Genomic DNA, 23,408 nt, shown 5'->3' with positions numbered 1-23,408 from the left:
TTCCCGCCGCAGGGCCGTTCCCAGAATTCTTCTTCGCTAGCCTACCGTGGCAGGAGTTTCCCGATGTCCGTTGAGCATGCTCAGGTGCAACGCGCCGATTTCGACCAACTGATGGTCCCCAACTATGCCCCCGCCGCCTTCATTCCGGTGCGCGGCCAGGGCTCGCGAGTCTGGGATCAGAGCGGTCGCGAGCTGATCGACTTCACCGGCGGGATCGCGGTCAACTCCCTCGGTCACTGCCATCCGCGGTTGGTGGCGGCGCTGACCGAGCAGGCCGGGAAGATCTGGCATGTGTCGAACATCTTCACCAACGAGCCGACCCTGCGCCTGGCGAAGAAGCTGGAGGACGCCACCTTCGCCGACCGGGCGTTCTTCTGCAACTCCGGCGCCGAGGCCAACGAGGCGGCCTTCAAGCTGGCCCGGCGTGTCGCCCACGACCGTTTCGGGGCCGAGAAGTGCGAGATCATCTCCGCGCTGGACAGCTTTCACGGGCGCACCTTCTTCACCGTCAGCGTCGCCGGCCAGCCCAAGTATTCCGACGGCTTCGGGCCTCGGCCCGAAGGCATCACCCATGTCCCCTACAACGACCTGGCCGCCCTGGAGGCGGCGATCTCCGAGCGGACCTGCGCCGTGGTGCTGGAGCCGATCCAGGGCGAGAGCGGCATCCTGCCGGCCCAGCAGGCCTACCTGGAAGGTGCGCGCCGGCTGTGCGACCAGTACAACGCGCTGCTGATCTTCGACGAGGTGCAGACCGGCGTCGGCCGCACCGGCGAACTCTTCGCCTACATGCACTACGGCGTGGTCCCGGACGTTCTCTCCACCGCCAAGGGACTGGGCGGCGGCTTCCCGATCGGGGCCATGCTCACCCGCACCGACCTGGCCAAGCACTTCTCGGCCGGCGTGCACGGCACCACCTTCGGCGGCAACCCGCTGGCCTGCGCGGTGGCCGAGGCGGTGATCGACGTGGTCAACACCCCGGAGGTGCTGCAGGGCGTGAAGGACAAGCACCAGCGCTTCAAGACCCGTCTCGAGGCGATCGGTCGTGAGTACGGCATCTTCAGTCAGGTGCGCGGCATGGGCATGCTGATCGGCAGCGTGCTGAGCGAGCCCTGGAAGGGCAAGTCCCGCGACGTGCTGGTCGCCGCCGAGCAGGAGGCCCTGATGGTGCTTCAGGCCGGTGCCGACGTGGTGCGTTTCGCGCCGAGCCTGGTGATCGAGGATGCCGACATCGACGAGGGGCTGGAGCGTTTCGAGCGGGCCATCGCCCGACTGGTCCGCGGCTGAGCGGCGCATTCCGGCCCGTCCCCAAGGAGTGACGCCCCATGCTGGTGATGCGCCCCGCGCAAATGGCCGATCTGGCCGAGGTTCAGCGTCTGGCCGCGGACAGCCCGGTCGGCGTCACCTCGCTGCCCGACGACCGCGAGCGGCTGCGCGAGAAGATCGCGGTGTCCGAGTCCTCGTTCGCCGCCGAGGTCAGCTTTAACGGCGAGGAGCGCTACTTCTTCGTCCTCGAGGAGCCGACAGGCGGGCGTCTGGTCGGTTGCTCCGGGATCGTCGCCTCGGCCGGTTATTCCGAGGCCTTCTATAGTTTTCGCAACGAGACCTTCGTGCACGCCTCGCGCGAGCTGAAGATCCACAACAAGATTCACGTGCTGTCGATCTGTCACGACCTGACCGGCAACAGTTTGCTGAGCAGTTTCCATGTCGAGCCGACGCTGGTGCATACGCCTTGGGCCGAGCTGATCTCCCGCGGCCGCCTGCTGTTCATGGCCAGCCATCCGGAGCGCTTCGCCGACGCCGTGGTGGTGGAGATCGTCGGGCCGAGCGACGACCAGGGCGACTCGCCGTTCTGGGACGCGGTCGGCCGGCATTTCTTCGACATGAGCTACGCGGCGGCCGAGCGCCTGTCCAGCCTGCGCAGCCGCACTTTCCTCGCCGAGCTGATGCCGCACTATCCGATCTACGTGCCGCTGCTGCCGGACGCCGCTCAGGAGGCTATGGGCCAGGTCCACCCGCGCGCGCAGATCAGCTTCGACATCATGACCCGCGAGGGTTTCGATACCGAGCACTACGTCGACATCTTCGACGGCGGACCGATCCTCCATGCGCGTACCTCCGGCATCCGCTCGATCGCCCGCAGCGCCGTGGCGCCGGTGGCCATCGGCGCCGGCGCCGGGGGCGGCCGGCTCTATCTGCTCAGCAACGGCGGCCTGCAGAATTTTCGTGCCAGCCTGGTCGAACTGGACTGGACGCCCGGCCAGCCGCTGACGCTGAGCGCCGAGGCGGCCGCGGCCCTCGGCGTCGGCGAGGGCGATAGCCTGCGCCTGGTGGCCCTGTGAGCGGGCGCGGCCGGGGCTACCCCGTGTCCGTGGCCCCTGCGGAGGAAACATGATCGTCCGTCCCGTGCGCAGCGCCGACCTGCCGGCGCTGATCGACCTCGCCCGCAGCACCGGCACTGGCCTGACCACCCTGCCGCCCAACGAGGAGCGCCTGGCGCAGCGCGTCGCCACGGCGGAGCGAAGCTTTCGCGGCGAGGCCGAGAAGGCCGATGCCGACTACCTCTTCGTGCTGGAAACCGACCAGGGGCGGATCGTCGGCGTCTCCGGGCTGACCGCCGCGGTGGGCCTGCGCGAGCCCTGGTACAACTACCGGGTCGGGCTGACCGTCAGCGCCTCGCGGGAGCTGGAGCTGTACCGGGAGATCCCCACGCTGTTTCTCGCCAACGACCTGACCGGCAATTCCGAGCTCTGCTCGCTGTTCCTCCAGGCCGAGCACCGCAGCGGCCTGAGCGGCCGCCTGCTGGCGCGTTCGCGCCTGCTGTTTCTTGCCGAGTTCCGCGCGCTGTTCGCCGACAAGGTGATCGCCGAGCTGCGCGGCATGTCCGACGCCAACGCCCGTTCGCCGTTCTGGGAAAGCCTCGGCCGGCACTTCTTCCGCATGGAGTTCCGCCAGGCCGACTACCTCACCGGGGTCGGCAACCGCGCCTTCATCGCCCAACTGATGCCCAGGTTCCCGCTCTACAGCTGCTTCCTCTCCGAAGAGGCACGCGCGGCGATCGGCCGCGTGCATCCGCACAGCGAACCGGCGCTGGCGATGCTCCGGGCGGAGGGCTTCAGCTACCAGGGCTACGTCGACATCTTCGATGCCGGCCCGGTGGTCGAATGCGAGACGGCGAAGATCCGCGCGGTGCGCGACAGCCAGACCTTGGTGCTGGCGGTCGGCACGCCGGGGGACGAGGCCAAGCCCTACCTGATCCATAATCGCCAGCGCCAGGACTGCCGCATCGCCGCCGCCCCGGCGCGGGTGGCGGCCGGCACCCTGGTGGTCGATCCGCTGACCGCCCGGCGCCTGCAGCTCTGTGCCGGTGCCCAGGTGCGCGCGACGCCGCTCGCCGCCCAGCCGCGAGGGGGCGGGCGATGAGCGCGCGGGAGGTGAATTTCGACGGGCTGGTCGGGCCGACCCACAACTACGGCGGGCTGTCGTGGGGTAACCTGGCTTCCCAGGCCAGCGGGCAGACGCTCTCCAACCCGAAGGAGGCCGCCCGCCAGGGCCTGGCGAAGATGAAGGCGCTGCACGACCTGGGCTTTCCCCAAGGAGTGCTGGCACCCCAGGAGCGGCCGGACGTGGCAACCCTGCGCCGCCTGGGCTTTTCCGGCAGCGATGCCGAAGTGGTTGGCCGGGCCGCCCGGGACGCCATGCCGTTGCTGGTGGCCTGCAGCTCCGCCGCCGCGATGTGGGCGGCGAATGCCTGCACCGTCAGCCCCAGCGCCGACAGCGCGGACGGGCGCGTGCATTTCACGCCGGCCAATCTCAACGGCACCTTCCATCGCTCCATCGAACATCCCACGACCGGTCGCCTGCTGCGGGCCATGTTCGCCGACGAGCGGCACTTTGCCCATCATCCGGCGCTGCCGGCGGTAAGCCAGTTCGGCGACGAGGGCGCGGCCAACCACATGCGTTTCTGCCGCAGCCACGGCGAGCCGGGGGTGGAGTTCTTCGTCTTCGGCCGTAGCGCCTTCGACCCTGGCCATCCGGCGCCGCTCCGCTTGCCGGCGCGGCAGACCCAGGAGGCCAGCGAGGCGGTGGCCCGCCTGCACGGGCTGGAGGCGGAGGCGCTGGTCTTCGCCCAGCAGAATCCGGCGGTGATCGACCAGGGGGTGTTCCACAACGACGTGATCGCGGTGGGCAATGGCGAGGTCCTGTTTCACCACGAGGACGCCTTCCTCCACGGCGTGCAGGCGCTCGCCGAGCTGCGCGTCAAGCTCGCCCGTCGCGGCGGCCGGTTGCAGGCGATTAGCGTGTCGCGCGAGGAGGTGAGCGTCGCCGAAGCGCTGCGCTCCTACCTGTTCAACAGCCAACTGCTCGATCGCGCGGACGGTTCGATGCTGCTGGTGGTGCCGGAGGAGTGCCGTGCCAGCGACAGCGTCTGGCGCTATCTGACGCGCCTGATCGCGGCGGGCGGGCCGATTCGCGAGGTGAAGGTGTTCGACCTCGAGCAGAGCATGCGAAACGGCGGCGGTCCGGCCTGCCTGCGACTGCGCGTGGTGCTCGATGAGCGCGAGTTGCGTGCGGTCAATCCGGGCGTGCTGCTCGACGACGGCCTGTACGCCCGCCTCGACGTCTGGATCGAGCGTCACTACCGCGACCGCCTGAACGAGGCCGACCTGGCCGATCCCCAACTGCTCGCCGAGTGCCGCACGGCACTGGACGAGCTGACGCAGCTGCTGGGACTGGGCTCCGTCTATCCTTTTCAAATCGACTGAACCCGCCGCCCATGGCGGCCTCCTTGGAGCTGATCAATGACCGATGCCCTGCAACTCGTTCTCGAAGACACCGATGGCACCCAACTGGAAACCTCCTGCACCCGTTTCGCGGTGATCTGGCAGGGCCGCGAACTCTGGGTCCAGCAAGCCAATGGCCAGCTGCTGATCGGCGTGGATGTGGAGGAGGGCGATACCGAGTACGCCAACCTGCTGCTGCGCCCGATGGCCACCAATCTGGTCAGCCTGCAACTGGAGATGGAGCCGGCCGAGGCGGGCGACGACGACCATGTGCATGGCCCGGAATGCGACCACTGACCGTTACGCCTGTAGCCTGAGTCCGCCGGAGGCTCCTGTGCCGGCGGTGAGAGTCCCGCACTGCCGAGGGTGTCTGTCGGTCCTTTCGGCCAGTGGGGACCCTTGGCTGCGTCCTTCTACGCCCACTCCGGGCGCCTGCACCACGACCGGCACACCGGCCTGCGCGCATTGCAGATCGGGCCGTTCGTCCGCTTCGCCGGTCTGCAGCGGGCCGGAATCCTGACGGTACCGATTGTCCCGCAGCCGGCCGGGCGCGCGGCTCGGCGATGGAAGAAAGCGCTACCGTGGTCGCCCGGGGCCGATATAATGCGTCCCTTTGCCAACCTTGCCGTGGCCGCAGCTTTCCCTGGACCCATTCATTTATGAAAAGCGCAGAAATCCGTGAAGCCTTCCTCCGCTTCTTCGAAGAGAAGGGGCACACCCGTGTGGCCTCCAGTTCGCTGATTCCGGCGAACGACCCGACCCTGCTGTTCACCAACGCCGGCATGAACCAGTTCAAGGACTGCTTCCTCGGCCTGGAAAAGCGCGCCTACACCCGCGCCACCACCAGCCAGAAATGCGTGCGCGCCGGCGGCAAGCACAACGATCTGGAAAACGTCGGCTACACCGCGCGCCATCACACCTTCTTCGAGATGCTGGGCAACTTCAGCTTCGGCGACTACTTCAAGCGCGATGCCATCGCTTACGCCTGGGAGTTCCTGACCTCGCCGAAGTGGCTGAGTCTGCCCGCCGAGAAGCTCTGGGTCACCGTCTATGCCAGCGACGACGAAGCCTACGACATCTGGACCCGGGAAGTCGGCGTGCCGGCCGAGCGCATGGTGCGCATCGGTGACAACAAGGGCGCGCCCTATGCCTCGGACAACTTCTGGGCGATGGGCGACACCGGCCCTTGCGGTCCCTGCACCGAGATCTTCTTCGACCACGGCGAAGGCATCTGGGGCGGCCCGCCCGGTAGCCCCGAAGAGGACGGCGACCGCTATATCGAGATCTGGAACAACGTGTTCATGCAGTTCAACCGCACCGCGGACGGCGTGCTGCACCCGCTGCCGGCGCCCAGCGTGGACACCGGCATGGGCCTCGAGCGGATCAGCGCGGTGCTCCAGCATGTGCACTCGAACTACGAGATCGACCTGTTCCAGAACCTGCTGGCCGCTTCCGCGCAGGCTATCGGCTGCGCCAACGACGGTGCGCCGTCGCTCAAGGTGGTGGCCGACCATATCCGCTCCTGCGGCTTCCTGGTCGCCGACGGCGTGACTCCGTCCAACGAGGGCCGCGGCTACGTGCTGCGCCGCATCGTTCGCCGCGCCTGCCGCCACGGCAACAAACTCGGCGCCAAAGGTAGCTTCTTCTACAAGATCGTTGGCGCGCTGGTAGCCGAGATGGGCGAGGCCTATCCGGAGCTCAAGCAGCAGCAGGCGCATATCGAACGGGTGCTGAAGACCGAGGAAGAGCAGTTCGCCAAGACCCTGGAGCAGGGCCTGAAGATCCTCGAGCAGGATCTGGCCGAACTCAAAGGTTCGGTGATTCCCGGCGAGGTGGTGTTCAAGTTGTACGACACCTACGGCTTTCCGGTCGACCTGACCGGCGATATCGCTCGCGAGCGCGAGCTGTCCCTCGACGAGGAAGGCTTCGAGCGCGAGATGCAGGCCCAGCGCGAGCGTGCCCGCTCCGCGAGCGCCTTCGGCCTGGACTACAACAGCCTGGTCAAGGTCGATGCCGACACCCGCTTCACCGGCTATGACGAAACCTTCGGCCAGGGCCAGGTGATTGCCCTGTTCCGGGACGGTGCGGCGGTCGAGCAGCTTGGCGAAGGCGAGGAGGGCGTGGTGGTGCTGGATCGTACGCCGTTCTACGCCGAGTCCGGTGGCCAGGTCGGCGACTGCGGCTACCTGAGCGATGCCGGCGGCGTGTGCTTCGAGGTGCGCGACACTACCAAGGCCGGCGGTGCCTATCTGCACCACGGTGTGGTCGGCGCAGGCAGCCTGCGCGTCGGTCAGGCCCTGGACGCCCAGGTCGACGCCTCGGTGCGGGGCGCCACTGCGCTCAACCACTCGGCCACCCACCTGCTGCATGCCGCCTTGCGCCAGATCCTCGGCGAGCATGTGCAGCAGAAGGGGTCGCTGGTCGACAGCCAGCGCCTGCGTTTCGACTTCAGCCACTTCGAGGCGATCAAGCCCGAGCAGCTGAGGGCGCTGGAAGCGCTGGTCAATGCAGAGATCCGCAAGAACGCGGCGGTGGAGACCGAGGTCACCGATATCGATACGGCGAAAAAGAAGGGCGCCATGGCCCTGTTCGGCGAGAAATACGGCGACAGCGTGCGCGTGCTGAGCATGGGCGACTTCTCCGTCGAGCTGTGCGGCGGCATCCATGCCCGCCGCACCGGCGACATCGGTCTGTTCAAGATTGTCAGCGAGGGGGGCGTGGCGGCCGGCGTGCGGCGCATCGAAGCGGTGACCGGCGCGGGCGCGCTGGCCTATCTGAACGAAGCCGAGCAGCAGCTGAAGGAGGCTGCCAGCCTGGTCAAGGGCAGCCGCGACAATCTGCTGGACAAGCTGGGTGCCCTGCTCGAGCGCAACCGCCAGCTGGAGAAGGAGCTGGAGCAGCTCAAGGCCAAGGCGGCGAGCAGTGCTGGCGATGATCTGGCCGCTTCGGCGCGGGACGTGAAGGGCGCGAAGGTGCTTGCCGCCCGCCTCGACGGTCTGGACGGCAAGGCCCTGCTGGCGCTGGTCGACCAGTTGAAGAACAAGTTGGGCAGTGCGGCGATCCTCCTTGGCGGCGAGTTCGACGGCAAGGTCGTGCTGGTCGCCGGGGTTACCCAGGATCTGACCGGCAAGCTCAAGGCCGGCGAGCTGATGAAGCAGGCTGCAGCCGTGGTCGGCGGTAAGGGCGGCGGTCGCCCGGACATGGCACAGGGCGGCGGCACCGATGCCGGCAAGCTGGACGAGGCGCTGGCGTTGGCTGTTCCGTTCGTCGAGCAGGGCCTGTAACGGCCTGCTTCCCGACCTCGAGCCGCGCCGGCCGGCCTTGGCAGTCGGCGCGCTGGAAATGTTTAATGGCGCCCTTTACGGGCTTAGGTGGCTTTTTAAATGGCGTTGATCGTACAGAAATTCGGGGGCACCTCCGTCGGCTCCATCGAGCGTATCGAGCAGGTGGCCGAGAAGGTCAAGAAATTTCGCGAGAACGGCGACGACATCGTGGTCGTGGTTTCCGCCATGAGCGGCGAAACCAATCGTCTGATCGGCCTGGCCAAGCAGATCAGCGAGCAGCCCGTACCGCGCGAGCTGGATGTGATGGTGTCGACCGGCGAGCAGGTGACCATCGCCCTGCTGGCCATGGCGCTGATCAAGCGCGGTGTGCCGGCGGTATCCTATACCGGCAACCAGGTACGCATTCTCACCGACAGCTCCTTCACCAAGGCGCGAATCCTGCAGATCGATGACCAGAAGCTGAGGGCCGACCTCAAGGCCGGCCGCGTGGTGGTGGTCGCCGGTTTCCAGGGGGTAGACGAGCACGGCAACATCACCACCCTCGGGCGCGGCGGTTCCGACACCACTGGGGTGGCCCTGGCGGCGGCTCTGAAGGCCGACGAGTGCCAGATCTATACCGATGTCGACGGCGTCTACACTACCGACCCGCGCGTGGTGCCCAAGGCCCAGCGTCTGGACAAGATCACCTTCGAGGAAATGCTGGAAATGGCCAGCCTGGGCTCCAAGGTCCTGCAGATTCGCTCGGTGGAGTTCGCCGGCAAATACAATGTCCCGCTGCGCGTGCTGCACAGCTTTCAGGAGGGGCCGGGCACCCTCATTACCATCGATGAAGAGGAATCCATGGAACAGCCGATCATTTCCGGCATCGCCTTCAATCGCGACGAAGCCAAGCTGACCATTCGCGGCGTACCGGACAATCCCGGTGTGGCGTTCAAGATCCTCGGGCCGATCAGTGCGGCCAATATCGAAGTGGACATGATTGTGCAGAACATCGCGCACGACAACACCACCGATTTCACCTTCACCGTGCACCGCAACGATCATCTGAGCGCCATGCGCGTGTTGGAGAACACCGCGCGCGAAATCGGTGCGCGTGAGGTCATCGGCGATACCGACATCGCCAAGGTTTCCATCGTCGGAGTGGGTATGCGTTCCCATGCCGGAGTCGCCAGTCGCATGTTCGAAGCTCTGGCCAAGGAAGGTATCAACATCCAGATGATCTCGACGTCGGAAATCAAGGTTTCCGTGGTCATCGAGGAGAAGTACCTGGAGCTGGCGGTTCGCGCCCTGCACACCGCGTTCGAGTTGGATGCTCCCGCCCGCCAGGGCGAGTGAGCCAGTGATCGGCGAAGGCGCGGATATCCCGCGCCTTCGTCGTTTTGCCCGGGTGAAGAGGGCTTTTCTTTCGCCAGCCCTGGTCAATACTTGGGTGTATATTCCTTGAGGTACGCTGGGGATATAGCCATTTTTATTTTTGCAGACTGTTGTCCTGTTGACTTCCCATAAAAGGAGAAAGGAATGCTGATTCTGACTCGTCGGGTCGGAGAGACCCTGATGGTGGGTGATGATGTGACGGTCACCGTATTGGGTGTGAAAGGTAACCAGGTGCGCATTGGCGTCAATGCGCCGAAAGAGGTCGCAGTACATCGCGAAGAAATCTACCAGCGCATCCAGAAAGAAAAAGATCAAGAGCCAAGCCACTAATTTTTATCGATTTTTGGCTTGGCAAGCGGGGCAAAGGCGGGTATGATTCGCCCCGTGTTGCGGAGGGGTGGCCGAGTGGCCGAAGGCGCTCCCCTGCTAAGGGAGTACACCTCAAAAGGGTGTCGGGGGTTCGAATCCCCCCTCCTCCGCCATTCACAAGTGTTATAGGGGTAGGTTTCCTGCGGTGGTTCGGTAAGTTGATGAAATTGACCGAATTATTGCTTGAATATCGAAACTGAATCTCTATAATGCGCACGCTCAGCGCACTCATAGCTCAGCTGGATAGAGTACCCGGCTACGAACCGGGCGGTCGGAGGTTCGAATCCTCCTGAGTGCGCCATATTTGAACCTCCTTCTCGAGGTGGTTCGAAACCAGCGGTGATCTGGTCTATCAAGCGCCGCACGCACTCATAGCTCAGCTGGATAGAGTACCCGGCTACGAACCGGGCGGTCGGAGGTTCGAATCCTCCTGAGTGCGCCATAACAAAAGGGCCTGCAGCAATGCAGGCCCTTTTTTATTTTCCGCTCTTGATGCCGACGCAGTTGTGCTCGTCGAAGTCGATCTGTCGCGTGTTGCCTGCGTTGTCACGGTACTGATAGCTGGTCCGGCCGTTGCGGCTGGAGATCTTGTCCGGCTTGCCGAAGGCGCTGTCTATGTCCGTGCGGGTCATGCCTGGGCGCACTTCCTTTTTGATTATCGCCTCGCGGCGTTCCCGGTCGGTGATGCGATTGCCGTAGCCATCATCCTGCTGGCCGACGATGGTCGGTTCCTGCGGGTTGCTCTGTTCCGTGGTGCGGGCTGTGCGCTCCGGGGTGTCGTTTGCCATGGGGATGGGCCTGCCGTTGCCAGGGCGGGCATTGAAGGCGTTCTGTAGTTGTTGCTGTTGGTCTGTCGGGCAGCCGTGACGGGTGAAGGTAATGCGGCCGTCGGAGGCTACGCAGCGATACACGGACGAAGCGAAAAGCAGGGGTGAAGAGCAGAGCAGTAGCGCCGTCACTGCGGCGCGCGGCAATCCATGCATGGGGGCCTCCTTGGCTTGGGGCGCCAGACTAGCGCGTGCCTGTGCATGCCGGCGTGTTCCAGGTCTCTTTGCAAGCGTCGTGCAGTGATATCGAGCCGAGCTTCGCGTTGCAAGCGCTTGTTCTGGCCAGTATTCCGACGAGTGCAAAGCCGTCGGGCAGTGTTATTATTGCGTCTGTCAGTCCCGCCGGGGCTTGTGGAAATCCACCATGGACTTACCCAGTAGTTACTCCAGAACCCGATTCGTGCAATCGCGCATTGACTGATTGAGACCCTTGGCGTGCTCCGCTGCTGGGGGTGGAGCGTGCCATGACTGAAGTTGAAGCCAAGAAGCAGCAGGAAAGTCTGCAGGAACGTCTCGCCCAGGTCGTCGACCTGCTGCACCGGCACAAGCTGGTCGAGAACCTGACGCACCGTCAGGAGGGGGCGCACCATGATCTGGTCGAGGATCTGGTGCATCGGCAGAATCTGGTGGAGCTGCAGCGCAAGCTCGACGAACTGCACCCGGCAGACATCGCCTATATCCTCGAAGCCCTTCCGCTCGCTGACCGCTTGAGCATCTGGCAACTGGTCAAGGCCGAGCGCGACGGCGACATCCTTCTCGAAGTATCCGATGCGGTTCGCGAAGCGCTGATCGCCAACATGGACGATCATGAGCTGATCGCCGCCGCCAAGGAGATGGGGGCTGACGAGCTGGCGGACCTGGCTCCCGAGTTGCCGCGCGATGTGATCCACGAGCTGATGGAGTCTCTCGACGCCCAGCAGCGCGAGCGGGTGCGTTCGGCGCTCTCCTACGATGAGGATCAGGTTGGCGCGCTGATGGATTTCGAGATGGTCACCATCCGCGAAGATGTCAGTCTGGAAGTGGTGCTGCGCTATCTGCGGCGCTTGAAGGAGCTGCCGGGGCACACCGACAAACTGTTCGTGGTCGATTACGACGGGCTGCTGAAGGGGGTGCTGCCCATCAAGCGCCTGCTGGTCAGCGATCCCGAGCGGCAGGTTGCCGAGATCATGGCGCTTGATCCGGTGTGTTTCCATCCGGAGGAGGACGCCTATGATGCCGCCCAGGCCTTCGAGCGCTACGACCTGGTTTCCGCGCCGGTGGTGGATAAGAACGGCAAGCTGGTCGGCCGTCTGACCATCGACGCCATGGTCGACCTGATCCGCGAGGAGGGCGAAAGCGAAGTACTGAATATGGCCGGCTTGCGCGAGGAGGAGGACATCTTCGCCTCGGTGTGGAAGTCGGTCGGCAACCGCTGGGCCTGGCTTGCGGTGAATCTGGTGACCGCCTTCGTCGCCTCGCGGGTGATCGGTCTGTTCGAGGATTCCATCGAGAAGCTGGTGGCTCTGGCGGCGCTGATGCCGATCGTCGCGGGCATCGGCGGCAACTCCGGCAACCAGACCATCACCATGATCGTTCGGGCGATGGCTCTAGGCCAGATCAATACGGGCAAGACAGCCCGCCTGTTGGTCAAGGAGCTGGGGGTGGCGCTGATCAATGGCCTGGTTTGGGGTGGGGTGATCGGCGTGGTGGCGGGTGTCCTTTACGGCAACTGGTCGCTGGCTGCGGTGATGACAGGGGCAATGACTCTGAACCTGTTGTTGGCTGCCCTGATGGGCGTGCTGATTCCCATGACGTTGGCCAAGCTTGGGCGCGATCCAGCCATGGGGGCCAGTGTGATGATCACTGCCATGACGGATAGCGGTGGCTTCTTCATCTTCCTGGGATTGGCCACGCTGTTCCTGCTTTAAGTTGGCGTCGATGCCGAAGGAGCGAGTCGGCGGGGCGGTTCAGAATGCGATGAGCGGCCGAGGTGAGGTTTGCATATGGCTCATGTCGATCACCGAGTCGCATGAGCTTGAGGAGGCGCTTTGATGCAACGTCGCGGCGCCAAAGAGGGCAAATCCTCCTGCCCAGAACAGGCCTATGGATATAGGCCTGTTCTCTGCACCAGCCTCTGACGGTTCAGGAAAAAATCTGATCGAAGACAGTGCATGTCGATCATGCGACTACTGCTCGCTGGTCAGGCCTTCAGTCGCGAGTTCGCTATCCTGCGCGATCAGGGCGACCAAGGCATTCTGCTGGCGTCGGGTCAGTTGCCGGAAGCGCTGCAGAAGCTCCCGCTCATGCAGGGAGAGTTCGGGACTGTCCAGGCGCAGGCTCAGGTCCTCGCCCAAGGCATCTTCCTGAAGCAGGCTCTGCTCCAGACGTGCAATGATCTCCGAATTCATGCTGCGGTGGTGGTTGCGCGCCACATCCGCGATGCGTTCGCGCATGCCGTCGGGCAGGCGAACGACGAATTTATCGGCGGTACGGCTGGAGTAGATTGCCTGTTTCATAGGTTGCATAGTATCGACCGGTGAGTTGTTATAGAATGCTGGCAATTAGCTTGCAAGTGCGTTTTCGGTATGACCCTCGCTTGCTGCAGTGGTTCACTCTTCTCAATGCTTGAATCGATTGCAAGCAGCGAGATGAGCCGATCTGTCTGCATGTTTCATTGGCATCGCGATGCCTTGTGTGGCAATCCTGCACCAAGCCCAAGAGTCGACTGTGCGAATGGTGTGTTGTTCCGTGGCGATCCCTGCTTCTATGCGTATGCGGTGCGCATGACAAAAAGTATTTTCATGGCTAAAATGCCGCTCCATCGCCGTTAGCTCATGCGATTGGCCAACGCGCTGGCGAGTGTGCTCGCAGGCAACCGCGGATGCGCCAAGTTCGACGATAGTTCAAATATGTCCCCTTAGTTCAATGGATAGAACAAGCCCCTCCTAAGGGCTAGATGCTGGTTCGACTCCAGCAGGGGGCGCCACCACTACGGTTCGGAACGCCCCCAGAATCCCTGCCTAGAGCGGGGGTTTTTGTTTCTGGATGCATGTGGCGCATCTCTATCCCCATCCCAGCGTGACTGCCGTGACAGCCAGATAACGTCCAGCCTTGGCCAGAGCGACGATGAGCAGAAAGCTCGGCAGCGGTTCGCGCATGATGCCGGCCACCAGGGTCAGTGGATCGCCGACGAGCGGAAGCCAGCTGAGCAGCAGCGACCAGCGGCCATGACGGCGATACCAGCGTTGGGCGCGTTCCAGTTGTTCGGTATCGGTTGGGAACCAGCGCCGCTCCCGGTAATGCTCGATGGAGCGGCCGAGCAGCCAGTTCACCAGCGAACCCAGCGTATTGCCAGCGGTGGCCGCAGCGAGCAGTCCCCCCGTCGAATGGGAGCCATCCAGCAGAAGGCCGGCCAGTGCGACCTCCGACTGCGCCGGCAAGAGCGTCGCGGCGGCCAGAGCCAGCAGAAAGAGTCCAGTGTAGACCATGGGTTCCATCATTGAGCGTTCGTCGTCGATAGGCGCGTGCGGTTTGTGCCAAGGGTACGGCATCGCTGCTGGGCGAGGGGGGATGGCTTGACTTTCGGGGCAGCCTGGACAGCTTGAACTCCCGGGCATCGGCTGCGTACTGTGTACTGACTGCCGTGGAAGGGGAGGCCCCGTCATGATCAAGCCTCAGCTGCCTCTCGCCGAGCGTCTGGCCGGTATCGAGGAGGTCGAGTGCGTCACGCCCGATCTCAACGGGGTGCCCCGCGGCAAGGTGATGACCGCCGCGGGCTTTCTCGAAGGGCGGCGTCTGCAACTGGCGCGTGGGGTGCTACTGCAATGCATCATGGGCGGCTATCCGCCGGCTCGCTTCTACGGCGGCGACGACGGCGACCTGCTGCTGGTCGCCGACCCGCGGCAGATCCATCTTCTGCCCTGGTGCGAGCGGCCGCGGGCGCTGGCGATCTGCGATGCCGAGGAACTCAAGGGGGGCGGTTCGCCGCTGTCCACCCGCACCCAGCTCAAGCGGGTGCTGGCCGCCTACGCCCGCCAGGGCTGGCAGCCGGTGGTGGCCACCGAGCTGGAGTTCTTCGTCTTCGCCCCGCATGGCGATCCACAGCAGCCGTTTCAGCCGCCGACCGGACTCGATGGGCGGCGCGAATCCGGTTTCTCGGCCTTCGGCATTTCCTCCAGCAACGGCCTGCAGCCGTTCTTCGAGGATGTCTACCGCTGCATGGCGGCGCTCGACCTGCCGCGCGATACCTTTATGCACGAGATGGGCATCAGCCAGTTCGAGATCAACCTGCTGCATGGCGATGCCTTGCAGCTGGCCGACCAGACCTTCCTGTTCAAGTACCTGCTCAGGGAGGTGGCGCTCAGGCACGGGCTGATGGTGGTGTGCATGGCCAAGCCGCTAGCCGGGGTTCCCGGCAGCTCCATGCATATCCATCAAAGCCTGGTGGAGTCGGGCAGTGGGCGGAATCTGTTCAGTGACGAGCACGGCGAACCGACGCTGGCGTTCCGCCACTTCATCGGCGGCCAGCAGCGGGCACTCGCCGACTTCACCCTGCTGTTCGCCCCGCACGTCAACTCCTACCAGCGGCTGTGCCATCCCTATGCATCGCCGAACAACGCCTGTTGGTCCCACGACAATCGTGCGGCGGGCTTGCGCATTCCGGCTAGTCCGCCGGCGGCGCGGCGGGTCGAAAACCGTCTGCCGGGCGCCGACGCCAATCCCTACTTGGCCATCGCCGCCAGCCTGGCTGCCGGGCTGTTCGGGCTGCTGCAACAGGTGGAGCCGAGCGCGCCGCTGCAGGGCGAGTTCCAGGTGCCGGAAGCCCTGACCCTGCCGAGCGGCATGCCGGTCGCGCTGGCTCGCCTCGAGCGCAGCCAACTGGCGAGAGAGTTGTTCGGCGACGAATTCATCGAGGGGTACGTCGCCAGCAAGAGCTTGGAGCTGGCTAGCTTTCTCGACGAGATCACTCCCTGGGAGCGGCGCATTCTGGCAAGCCAGGCCTGAGCGCCCGGGATCCTTCCGTTCGTGGCCTGCCCCGGTGGAGGCAGGGGACCTTTGATCGGTACAGGCGGGCGCCGTGCTGTGACGGTCATGGAATCAGGCGTACTGTAGGGCCGATGTGGCATTTGCGCTTGGCCTGGTCAGGGCGCGGTAGCCCGCTGGCCGACTGGCGCATCACGAGGGAGAACCCTGGCATGAGCCTGTCGATTTCCTTGCACTTGCTGGTCCACGCCCTGGCCCCCGGTCAGGTCAAGCCTCGCCTGATCCCGAGTCTGGGCGAGGACGGTGCATGCGACCTGCAGCGCCTGCTGGTGGAGCGTGCGCTGAACCTGCCGGCGAGCGATTTCCAGGAGCGCTTCCTCTGGCTCGACGAGGGCCCCGACGACGCTCTGGGCGCCATGGCGGAGGCCTGCGGCTGGGCCGTCGTCGAGCAACCGGCGGGCGACCTGGGCGAGCGGATGCGCCGTATCGCCACCCTCGGCCTCTGTACCACCGATGCGGTGATCCTGATCGGCAACGATTGCCCGGCACTGGACGGCGACTACCTGAATGCTGCCTGCGCGGCCCTGCGCGAGGGGGATGCGGTGCTCGGGCCGGCCGAGCACGGCGATTATGCCCTGCTGGGTCTGCGGCGGGTCGATCCGCTGCTGTTCGAGGCGGTTCCCTGGGGCTGCGAGGAGGTGCTGCCGATCACCTGCGAGCGCCTGCGTCAGCTGGGCTGGAAGCACTGCCTGTTGCCGCGGCTGTGGGAGGTGGAGGGACCGGAGGATCTGCTGCGGCTGGCCGAGCTGGGCATTCGCCTGCATTAGCGCACCTGCGTCCCGCCGGCACGGCTATCGAGCGGGGAGCATCCTTTGTAGAATGCCGGCGTTCACTCAAGCATATCTAAGCGGATTGGCCGGTGTGCCAGTCGCTCGCCTCAGATATCCGGGATCGTCCAGTGCCGTCTGCCTGTCCGCTCCGCCGGAGTTTCGCCGGCGGGTGCCCATGGATGTGCCTTTCTCTCGATTTGATGCCATAGGTTGAAGTCCCGACCGCGGGCGGCCGTGCAGGTTGCGCGCCCCGATGGCGCTTCCCGAGGCCTCTTCAGTTCAGATACCCGACAACATGTGGCGTGACATAAAGATTCTTCTGATCGACGATAACCTCGACCGGCGTCGGGACCTGTCGGTCATTCTCGATTTTCTCGACGAGCAGCATCTGGCCTGTGCCAGTACGCAGTGGCGAGAGCGGGTCGAAGCGCTGGCCTCCAGTCGGGAGTTGCTGTGCGTGCTGCTGGGGACGGTCGAGGCGCGGGGCGGGGGACTCGAGCTGATCAAGGCGCTCCGCGGTTGGGACGAGACCCTGCCGGTGCTGCTGCTCGGTCAGCATCCGCCGGCGGATTGGCCGAAAGAGGTGCGGCGGCAGGTGCTGGCCAGCCTGGAGATGCCGCCTTCCTATAACAAGCTGCTCGATTCCCTGCACCGGGCCCAGGTCTACCGCGCGATGCCCGGTCAGGGGCGCGGTCTGTCGCGCGAGCCCAATCTGTTCCGCAGCCTGGTCGGTACCAGCCGGGCGATCCAGCAGGTGCGTCAGCTGCTGCAGCAAGTGGCCGATACCGATGCCTGCGTGCTGCTGCAGGGCGAGTCCGGAACCGGCAAGGAGGTGGTGGCGCGCAACCTGCACTATCATTCCCGACGTCGCGATGCGCCCTTCGTACCGGTCAACTGCAGCGCCATCGCCGTCGAACTGCTGGAGAGCGAGTTGTGCGGGCACGAGCAGGGGGCTTTCGGCGGTGCCCTCTACAATTACGCCGGGCGCCTCGAGCTGGCTCAGGGGGGCGTGCTGTTCCTCGATGAAGTCGACGCCCTGCCGCTGTCGATGCAGGCCCGGCTGCTGCGGGTGCTGAAGGAGGGCGTCTTCGAGCGCCTGGGCAGCACGCAGACGCAGAGCGTCGATGTGCGTATCGTCGCCGCAAGCCACAAGGACCTCGAGGCGATGGTCGGGGAAGGCAGCTTCCGCGAGGACCTTTACTACCTGCTCAGCGTGTTCCCCATCGAGATGCCGCCGCTGCGGGAGCGGGTGGAGGATCTCCCGCTGTTGCTGAACGAACTGATCGCCCGGCTGGAGCACGACAAGCTGGGATCGATCCGCTTCAACTCGGCGGCGATCATGTCGCTGTGTCGTCACGACTGGCCGGGTAATCTGCGCGAGCTGGCCAATCTGGTGGAGCGCATGGCGATCATGCACCCCTATGGAGTCATCGGCGTGCAGGAGTTGCCGAAGAAATACCGCCATATCGAAGTCGAGGACGAGCAGGGCGACGAGGGCGGGGTGTTCGAGGTCGGCCTGTCGGATCCGTCCAGCCTCGCCCTGCTGCCGCCGGAGGGGCTGGACCTGAAGGATTATCTGGCCTCCCTCGAGCAGACGCTCATCCAGCAGGCGCTGGACGACTCCGCCGGCGTGGTGGCGCGGGCCGCCGAGCGCCTGCGGATCCGCCGCACGACGCTGGTAGAGAAGATGCGCAAGTACGGCATGAGCCGGCGCGAGGACGGCGGCGACGCGGTGGAGCCGGGGGCTTTCGTAGCCGTCGACAATCGATCGGCGGTTGCCCCGCCGGGAGCCGAGTGTTAAATCTCACTGCAGCGACGACACACACCTGAGGAGCACCGCATGGCTATCACTTCGCAGCCTTCGGCAGACGGACAAGAACTGACCATTTTCATCCAGGGGCGCTTCGATTTCGGCGCCCACCAGGAATTCCGGGATGCCTACGAGCGGGTGAACGTCACCCCGAAACGCTATGTCGTCGACCTGCAGGGGGCGACCTACCTCGATAGCTCGGCGCTCGGCATGCTCCTGCTGCTGCGCGACCATGCCGGCGGCGAGCGGGCGCAGATCCGCCTGATCCACTGCAGCCCGGACGTGCGCAAGATCCTGTCGATTTCCAATTTCGAACAGCTCTTCCACATCGCCTAGGGGCCGTCCCATGCCGTCGCCCCTGTGCATCCTGATCGCCGAGGACAGTCCCGCGGACCGGATGCTGCTGGCAACCATCGTCGGCCGTCAGGGGTATCGCGTGCTGACCGCCGGCAATGGGCTCGAGGCGATCATGATATTCGCCCGCGAGCGCCCGCACATGGTCCTGATGGACGCCCTGATGCCGTTGATGGACGGCTTCGAGGCCGCCCGGCGGATCAAGCAGATGGCCGGCGAGGAGCTGGTGCCGATCATCTTCCTCACCTCGCTGACCGAGAGCGAGGCCCTGGCCCAGTGCCTGGATGCCGGTGGCGACGATTTCCTCGCCAAGCCCTACAACCGGGTGATCCTTGACGCCAAGATCAAGGCCATGGACCGTCTGCGCCGGCTGCAGGCCACGGTGTTGGAGCAGCGCGACCTGATCGCCCGGCACAACGAGCACCTGCTCAACGAGCAGCGGGTGGCCAAGGCGGTGTTCGACAAGGTCGCCCACTCCGGCTGTCTCGATGCGCCGAACATCCGCTACCTGCAGTCGCCCTATGCGCTGTTCAACGGCGATCTGATGCTGGCGGCCTTCAAGCCCTCCGGCGGCATGCACGTGCTGCTTGGCGACTTCACCGGACACGGCCTGCCGGCGGCGATCGGCGCCATGCCCCTGGCCGAAGTCTTCTACGGCATGACCGCCAAGGGCTATTCGCTGGCGGAAATCCTTCGCGAGATGAACGCCAAGCTCAAGCGCATCCTGCCGGTGGGGGTGTTCTGCTGCGCCGTCATGCTCAACCTGAGCTTCCAGCGGCGGGTGGTGGAGGTCTGGAACGGCGGCCTGCCGGACGGCTATCTCCGGCGTCTCGGCAGCGGCGAGCGGATTCCCCTGCGCTCCCGCCATCTGCCGCTGGGTATCCTCGACTCCTCGTGTTTCGACGACCGCTACGAGATCTACCCCATGGAGACCGGCGACCGGATCTTCCTGCTTTCCGACGGCGTGCTGGAAACCTGCAACTTGGGCGGCGAGTGCTTCGGCGAAGAGCGGCTGCTCGGGGTGTTCGCCGCCAACTGCCAGCCGGATCTGCTCTTCGGCGAGATCCAGCAGGCGCTCAGCGCCTTCCGCGGCGAAGCGCAGGACGACGTCAGCCTGATCGAGGTCAGCCTGATGGAGCAGGGGCAGCTGCCGCATTCGCCGCTGATTTTCTCCGACTCCGGACAGGATTTTCCGCTGGACTGGTCGGTCGGCTTCGAATTCCGCGCCGAAACCCTCAAGCACTTCAACCCGCTGCCCTATCTGCTGCAACTGCTGCTCGAGGTACAGGAGCTGCGCCTGCGCGGCAGCGTGCTCTACACGGTACTCGCCGAGCTCTACTCCAATGCGCTGGAGCACGGTGTGATGGGCCTCGACTCGTCGCTCAAGCGCGATGCCCAGGGCTTCGCCGAATACTACCGGGAGCGCCGCGCGCGCCTGGCGAACCTCTGCGACGGCTACGTGCGTTTTCATCTCGACCTGCGCCCCGAGGGCGCGGGCGGACGCCTGAGCATCCGCGTCGAGGACAGCGGTCCGGGCTTTGATGTGCAGCGGATGCTGGAACGCCACGCTTCCACTGAGCACCTGAGCGGGCGCGGCCTGAAGCTGGTGCGCCAGCTCGCCGACCGCTGCAGCTGGGCACCGGACGGGCGCAGCGTGTGCGTGGAGTTTTCCTGGCCTGCTCGGCATAATCCGCCGGACTGCCAATTGGCTCAGGAGTGACGTGGAGTGTCCGAGCATCTCGATCCTAGTGTTCTGGCGATGCTGCAGGAGGTCATGGAGGACGAATATCCGGTCCTGCTGGATACGTTCCTGAGCGACTCCGAAGATCGCCTGCAGGCCCTGCGCCAGGCTCATGAAGTTCGGGATGCCGAGGCCCTGCGCCGGGCCGCCCACAGCTTCAAGGGCAGTTGCGGCAACCTGGGGGCGACGCTGCTGGCCGAGCTGTGCCGGCAGCTCGAAGAGTCGGCCCGCGCCGGCGACCTGGCTCCGCTGCCCGCACTGCTGGAGCAGGCGGAGCAGGAGTTCGCCATCATCCGTACCCTGATCGAGTCCGAACGACAGCGTCACCGGTGACGCCCCAGCTGGAGAGAAAACATGCCCATGGCGATGGATGCGGTGCTGCAGCGTGCGCGCCCCGTACTCCCGGTACTGGTGATCGAGGACGTCGCGCTGGCGGTGGACTTGGCGCGGGCCCTGCACGCGGGCGGCATCCAGGTGCTGGAAGTGACGCTACGTACCCCGCGCGCCCTGGATGCGCTGGCGGCGATCCGTCAGGCGTTGCCGGACCTGCTGGTCGGCGCCGGCACCCTGATCCACAGCGAGCAGTTTCTCGAGGCCCGCGACGCCGGCGCGCAGTTCGTCGTCAGTCCCGGCTGCACCCAGCGCCTGGCGGCGGCTGCGGACGACTGCCGGCTCCCTTACCTGCCGGGGGTGATGACGCCCTCGGAGATCCTGCAAGCGTTGGAGTTCGGCTATCGTTCGCTGAAGCTGTTCCCGGCCAACGGCACCACCAGCGTGAAGATGTTGAAGAGCTTCAAGGAGCCCTTCAGCGGCATCCGCTTCTGTCCCACCGGCGGGGTGACTCCGGACAACCTGCTGAGTTTTCTCGGCCTGCCCAATGTCGCCTGCGTCGGCGGCACTTGGATCGCGCCCTCCAGTCTGGTCCGCGCCCGCGCCTGGGACCAGATCACCCAACTGGCCCGCGAGGCCTGCGAGCTGGCCGCCAGTCTGGAGCCCCATTCTTGAGCTGGCAGCGGCCTGCGCCCTTCGTCATCGACATCGAGGTGCTGTCGGCGCACATCGACGGCCTCGGCCACGTCAACAACGTGGTCTATGTCGGCTGGCTGGAGGACTGCGCCTGGCGCCACTCGCAGAGCCTGGGCTTGGGGCTGGACGAGTATCGGCGCCTGGACCGGGCGATGGCGGTGCTGCGCCACGAGATCGACTATCTGGCCAGTGCCCGTCTGGGCGAGCGCCTGCAGATGGGGACCTGGATCGTCGACTCGCCCCGCGGACTGAAGATGACCCGCCGCTTCCAGTTGTTGCGCCCGGCCGATGGCGTCACCCTGCTGAACGCGCAGACCACCTTCGCCTGCATCGAACTCTCCAGCGGACGGCCCCGGCGGATGCCGGAAGACTTCGTGGAGCGTTACGGCAGGGCCCTGGTCGACCTCTAGCCGCCCGCATTTGCCGCTTGCCTCTTGTTTCCCGCCCGAATCTTGCCGGAATCCCCCCTCATGCAAATTGCCTTGGCCCCCATGGAGGGATTGGTCGACGAACTCCTTCGCGACCTGCTGACCCGTGTTGGTGGCATCGACTGGTGCGTGACCGAATTTGTCCGTGTCAGCGACCGTCTGCTGCCGCCCGCCCAGTTCGAGAAGCTGGCCCCGGAAATGCGCCGTGGCTGGCGGACCGGCGCCGGTACGCCGGTGCGCCTGCAACTGCTCGGCTCCGATCCCGCGTGTCTGGCGGAGAATGCGGCACTGGCCGCCGAACTGGGCGCACCGGTGATCGACCTCAACTTCGGCTGTCCGGCGAAGACGGTGAACCGCTCGCGGGGCGGCGCGGTGCTGCTCGACGAGCCGGAGCTGCTGCACGCCATTGTCCGCGCGGTGCGCCGGGCCGTGCCGGCGCCGGTGCCGGTGACCGCCAAGATGCGCCTGGGCTACAGCCGTCCCGACGGCGCCCTGGAGTGCGCCCGGGCGTTGGCCGAGGGCGGCGCGGCGCAACTGGTGGTGCATGCGCGGACCCGGGCCGAGGGCTATCGGCCGCCGGCCCACTGGGAGTGGGTGGCGCGGGTGCAGGAGGCGGTGCGTGTGCCGGTCTATGCCAACGGCGAGATCTGGACGGTCGAGGACTGGCAGCGCTGCCGGCAGGTCAGCGGGGTGGAGGACATCATGCTGGGCCGCGGGCTGGTCGCGCGCCCCGACCTGGCTCGGCAGATCGGGGCGGCCCGGGCCGGCCGTACGCCCGAGCCGCTGGAGTGGCGCGCGGTGCAGCTGCTGCTGGGCGAGTTCTGGCGGCGCGCCCGGCAGCGGATCGCGCCGCGCTACGCCCCGGGCCGGCTCAAGCAGTGGCTGGCCATGCTGACCCGCAGTTATCCGGAGGCGGCCGCGCTGTTCGCCGAGCTGCGCCGGGAGAACGACTGCATGCGGCTGGACGCCCTGCTCGGGGTGGACCTGGACCGCGAGCCGGCGCTGTCGGAAAAAGCCTTTTCGGTCTCTTGAAATCCCCGCGGCGAGCTCCATCTGGAGGAGCGTGTGATGCCGAAGTCGGGTCCCGCCACGCAACACTCGCTGATTATCGGGAGATGAATGATGACTGCTCTTTCCATGGCCCCCCTGTTCCGTCAATCGATCGGTTTCGACCGCTTCAACGACCTGTTCGAGTCCGCCCTGCGCAACGAGGCGGGCAGCTCCTATCCGCCCTACAACATCGAGAAGCACGGCGACGACCAGTACCGCATCGTGATCGCCGCGGCAGGCTTCCAGGAGTCCGATCTGGAGCTGCTGGTCGAGCGCGGCGTGCTGACCGTCAGTGGCGGCAAGCGCGAGAGCGAGGCCGGGGACGTCACCTATCTGCACCAGGGCATCGCCCAGCGCGCCTTCAAGCTGTCGTTCCGCCTGGTCGACCATGTCGAGGTCAAGGGCGCCGAACTGCACAACGGCCTGCTGAGCATCGAGCTGGTGCGCATCGTGCCGGAGGAGGCCAAGCCCAAGCGCATTCCGATCAGTGGCGGGCGGCCGGTGCTGGAAAGCTGACCGCTACGCCGGCTGGAATTGGAAAGGGGCGCCGTTGGCGCCCCTGCTTGTTTTCG

The 23,408-nt window shown here is 65.6% G+C and carries 22 protein-coding genes and 4 tRNA genes; 23 read left to right on the top strand and 3 right to left on the bottom strand.

Annotation, left to right across the window (positions count from 1 at the left end; translation table 11 throughout):
• Positions 1-63 precede the first annotated feature (63 nt).
• The 11 genes from BMY22_RS09045 to BMY22_RS08995 all read left to right on the top strand — a co-directional run bounded on the left by BMY22_RS09045 (position 64) and on the right by BMY22_RS08995 (position 10,250).
• A complete protein-coding gene (locus BMY22_RS09045; protein ID WP_090621337.1) occupies positions 64-1,284 on the top strand; it encodes an aspartate aminotransferase family protein in 1,221 nt (406 codons plus the stop codon).
• Between the two features lie 38 nt (positions 1,285-1,322).
• On the top strand, positions 1,323-2,339 hold the full coding sequence (gene aruF / locus BMY22_RS09040; protein WP_090621335.1) for an arginine/ornithine succinyltransferase subunit alpha: 1,017 nt from the start codon (positions 1,323-1,325) through the stop codon (positions 2,337-2,339).
• Between the two features lie 49 nt (positions 2,340-2,388).
• Complete coding sequence (gene astA / locus BMY22_RS09035) at positions 2,389-3,420, top strand: arginine N-succinyltransferase (RefSeq protein WP_090621333.1); 1,032 nt, start codon at positions 2,389-2,391, stop codon at positions 3,418-3,420.
• Positions 3,417-4,763: an N-succinylarginine dihydrolase gene (gene astB / locus BMY22_RS09030; protein WP_090621331.1), complete on the top strand. Its 1,347-nt coding sequence runs from the start codon at positions 3,417-3,419 to the stop codon at positions 4,761-4,763. Before astA ends, astB begins: the two co-directional genes overlap by 4 nt.
• Before the next feature lie 36 nt (positions 4,764-4,799).
• Positions 4,800-5,078 (top strand): topoisomerase II, encoded by a 279-nt coding sequence (locus tag BMY22_RS09025; protein WP_090621329.1) that lies wholly within the window; start codon positions 4,800-4,802, stop codon positions 5,076-5,078.
• A gap of 362 nt (positions 5,079-5,440) precedes the next feature.
• Positions 5,441-8,065, top strand: coding sequence for an alanine--tRNA ligase (gene alaS / locus BMY22_RS09020; protein ID WP_090621327.1), 2,625 nt, complete (start codon positions 5,441-5,443; stop codon positions 8,063-8,065).
• Positions 8,066-8,164: 99 nt separating this feature from the next.
• Positions 8,165-9,400 (top strand): aspartate kinase, encoded by a 1,236-nt coding sequence (locus BMY22_RS09015; RefSeq protein WP_090621325.1) that lies wholly within the window; start codon positions 8,165-8,167, stop codon positions 9,398-9,400.
• Positions 9,401-9,583: 183 nt separating this feature from the next.
• Positions 9,584-9,769, top strand: a complete 186-nt coding sequence (gene csrA, locus BMY22_RS09010) for a carbon storage regulator CsrA (RefSeq protein WP_003283978.1) — start codon at positions 9,584-9,586, stop codon at positions 9,767-9,769.
• A 61-nt stretch (positions 9,770-9,830) separates the two neighbouring features.
• A tRNA-Ser gene (locus BMY22_RS09005) sits at positions 9,831-9,921 on the top strand.
• Positions 9,922-10,032: 111 nt separating this feature from the next.
• Positions 10,033-10,109 (top strand) — tRNA-Arg (locus BMY22_RS09000).
• Between the two features lie 64 nt (positions 10,110-10,173).
• Positions 10,174-10,250: transfer RNA gene (locus BMY22_RS08995), tRNA-Arg, on the top strand.
• Positions 10,251-10,284: 34 nt separating this feature from the next.
• Here BMY22_RS08995 and BMY22_RS08990 read toward each other — a convergent pair.
• A complete protein-coding gene (locus tag BMY22_RS08990; RefSeq protein ID WP_090621322.1) occupies positions 10,285-10,791 on the bottom strand; it encodes a DUF4124 domain-containing protein in 507 nt (168 codons plus the stop codon).
• A 308-nt stretch (positions 10,792-11,099) separates the two neighbouring features.
• Here BMY22_RS08990 and mgtE point away from each other — a divergent pair, with 308 nt between their 5' ends.
• Positions 11,100-12,542, top strand: coding sequence for a magnesium transporter (mgtE, locus tag BMY22_RS08985; protein ID WP_090621319.1), 1,443 nt, complete (start codon positions 11,100-11,102; stop codon positions 12,540-12,542).
• A 258-nt stretch (positions 12,543-12,800) separates the two neighbouring features.
• Here mgtE and BMY22_RS08980 read toward each other — a convergent pair whose 3' ends face one another.
• On the bottom strand, positions 12,801-13,139 hold the full coding sequence (locus BMY22_RS08980; RefSeq protein ID WP_090621317.1) for an Arc family DNA-binding protein: 339 nt from the start codon (positions 13,137-13,139) through the stop codon (positions 12,801-12,803).
• A 386-nt stretch (positions 13,140-13,525) separates the two neighbouring features.
• On the opposite strand from BMY22_RS08980, the gene BMY22_RS08975 reads away from it, so the two are divergent.
• Positions 13,526-13,600: transfer RNA gene (locus BMY22_RS08975), tRNA-Arg, on the top strand.
• 76 nt (positions 13,601-13,676) lie between these two features.
• On the opposite strand, the gene BMY22_RS08970 is transcribed toward BMY22_RS08975, so the two are convergent.
• A complete protein-coding gene (locus tag BMY22_RS08970) occupies positions 13,677-14,114 on the bottom strand; it encodes a YqaA family protein (RefSeq protein ID WP_090621315.1) in 438 nt (145 codons plus the stop codon).
• Positions 14,115-14,277: 163 nt separating this feature from the next.
• Between BMY22_RS08970 and BMY22_RS08965 the strand changes: the two genes are divergently transcribed.
• From BMY22_RS08965 to BMY22_RS08920, 10 genes are all read left to right on the top strand, one after another.
• Entirely contained in the window at positions 14,278-15,618 is a 1,341-nt protein-coding gene (locus tag BMY22_RS08965; protein WP_090621314.1) for a glutamine synthetase family protein, read from the top strand.
• Positions 15,619-15,809: 191 nt separating this feature from the next.
• Positions 15,810-16,424 (top strand): TIGR04282 family arsenosugar biosynthesis glycosyltransferase, encoded by a 615-nt coding sequence (locus BMY22_RS08960; protein WP_090621312.1) that lies wholly within the window; start codon positions 15,810-15,812, stop codon positions 16,422-16,424.
• 298 nt (positions 16,425-16,722) lie between these two features.
• On the top strand, positions 16,723-18,228 hold the full coding sequence (locus BMY22_RS08955; protein WP_090621310.1) for a sigma-54-dependent transcriptional regulator: 1,506 nt from the start codon (positions 16,723-16,725) through the stop codon (positions 18,226-18,228).
• Positions 18,229-18,267: 39 nt separating this feature from the next.
• Positions 18,268-18,573 (top strand): STAS domain-containing protein, encoded by a 306-nt coding sequence (locus BMY22_RS08950; protein ID WP_012701966.1) that lies wholly within the window; start codon positions 18,268-18,270, stop codon positions 18,571-18,573.
• Between the two features lie 10 nt (positions 18,574-18,583).
• A complete protein-coding gene (locus tag BMY22_RS08945) occupies positions 18,584-20,311 on the top strand; it encodes an ATP-binding SpoIIE family protein phosphatase (RefSeq protein WP_090621308.1) in 1,728 nt (575 codons plus the stop codon).
• 39 nt (positions 20,312-20,350) lie between these two features.
• The gene (locus BMY22_RS08940) at positions 20,351-20,665 is read left to right on the top strand and encodes an Hpt domain-containing protein (RefSeq protein ID WP_208599255.1); all 315 of its coding nucleotides are present in this window, start codon (positions 20,351-20,353) and stop codon (positions 20,663-20,665) included.
• Positions 20,666-20,686: 21 nt separating this feature from the next.
• Positions 20,687-21,337 (top strand): bifunctional 4-hydroxy-2-oxoglutarate aldolase/2-dehydro-3-deoxy-phosphogluconate aldolase, encoded by a 651-nt coding sequence (locus BMY22_RS08935; protein ID WP_090621304.1) that lies wholly within the window; start codon positions 20,687-20,689, stop codon positions 21,335-21,337.
• A complete protein-coding gene (locus BMY22_RS08930) occupies positions 21,334-21,768 on the top strand; it encodes an acyl-CoA thioesterase (protein WP_167363716.1) in 435 nt (144 codons plus the stop codon). The genes BMY22_RS08935 and BMY22_RS08930 overlap by 4 nt, the downstream gene beginning before the upstream one ends.
• 60 nt (positions 21,769-21,828) lie before the next feature.
• Positions 21,829-22,818, top strand: a complete 990-nt coding sequence (locus BMY22_RS08925) for a tRNA dihydrouridine synthase (RefSeq protein ID WP_090621302.1) — start codon at positions 21,829-21,831, stop codon at positions 22,816-22,818.
• Between the two features lie 87 nt (positions 22,819-22,905).
• Positions 22,906-23,352, top strand: a complete 447-nt coding sequence (locus tag BMY22_RS08920) for an Hsp20 family protein (protein WP_090621300.1) — start codon at positions 22,906-22,908, stop codon at positions 23,350-23,352.
• Positions 23,353-23,408: the final 56 nt, after the last annotated feature.

This window comes from Azotobacter beijerinckii, assembly GCF_900110885.1.
Lineage (GTDB): Bacteria > Pseudomonadota > Gammaproteobacteria > Pseudomonadales > Pseudomonadaceae > Azotobacter > Azotobacter beijerinckii.
This window is presented reverse-complemented; position numbering and strand designations above follow the sequence as displayed.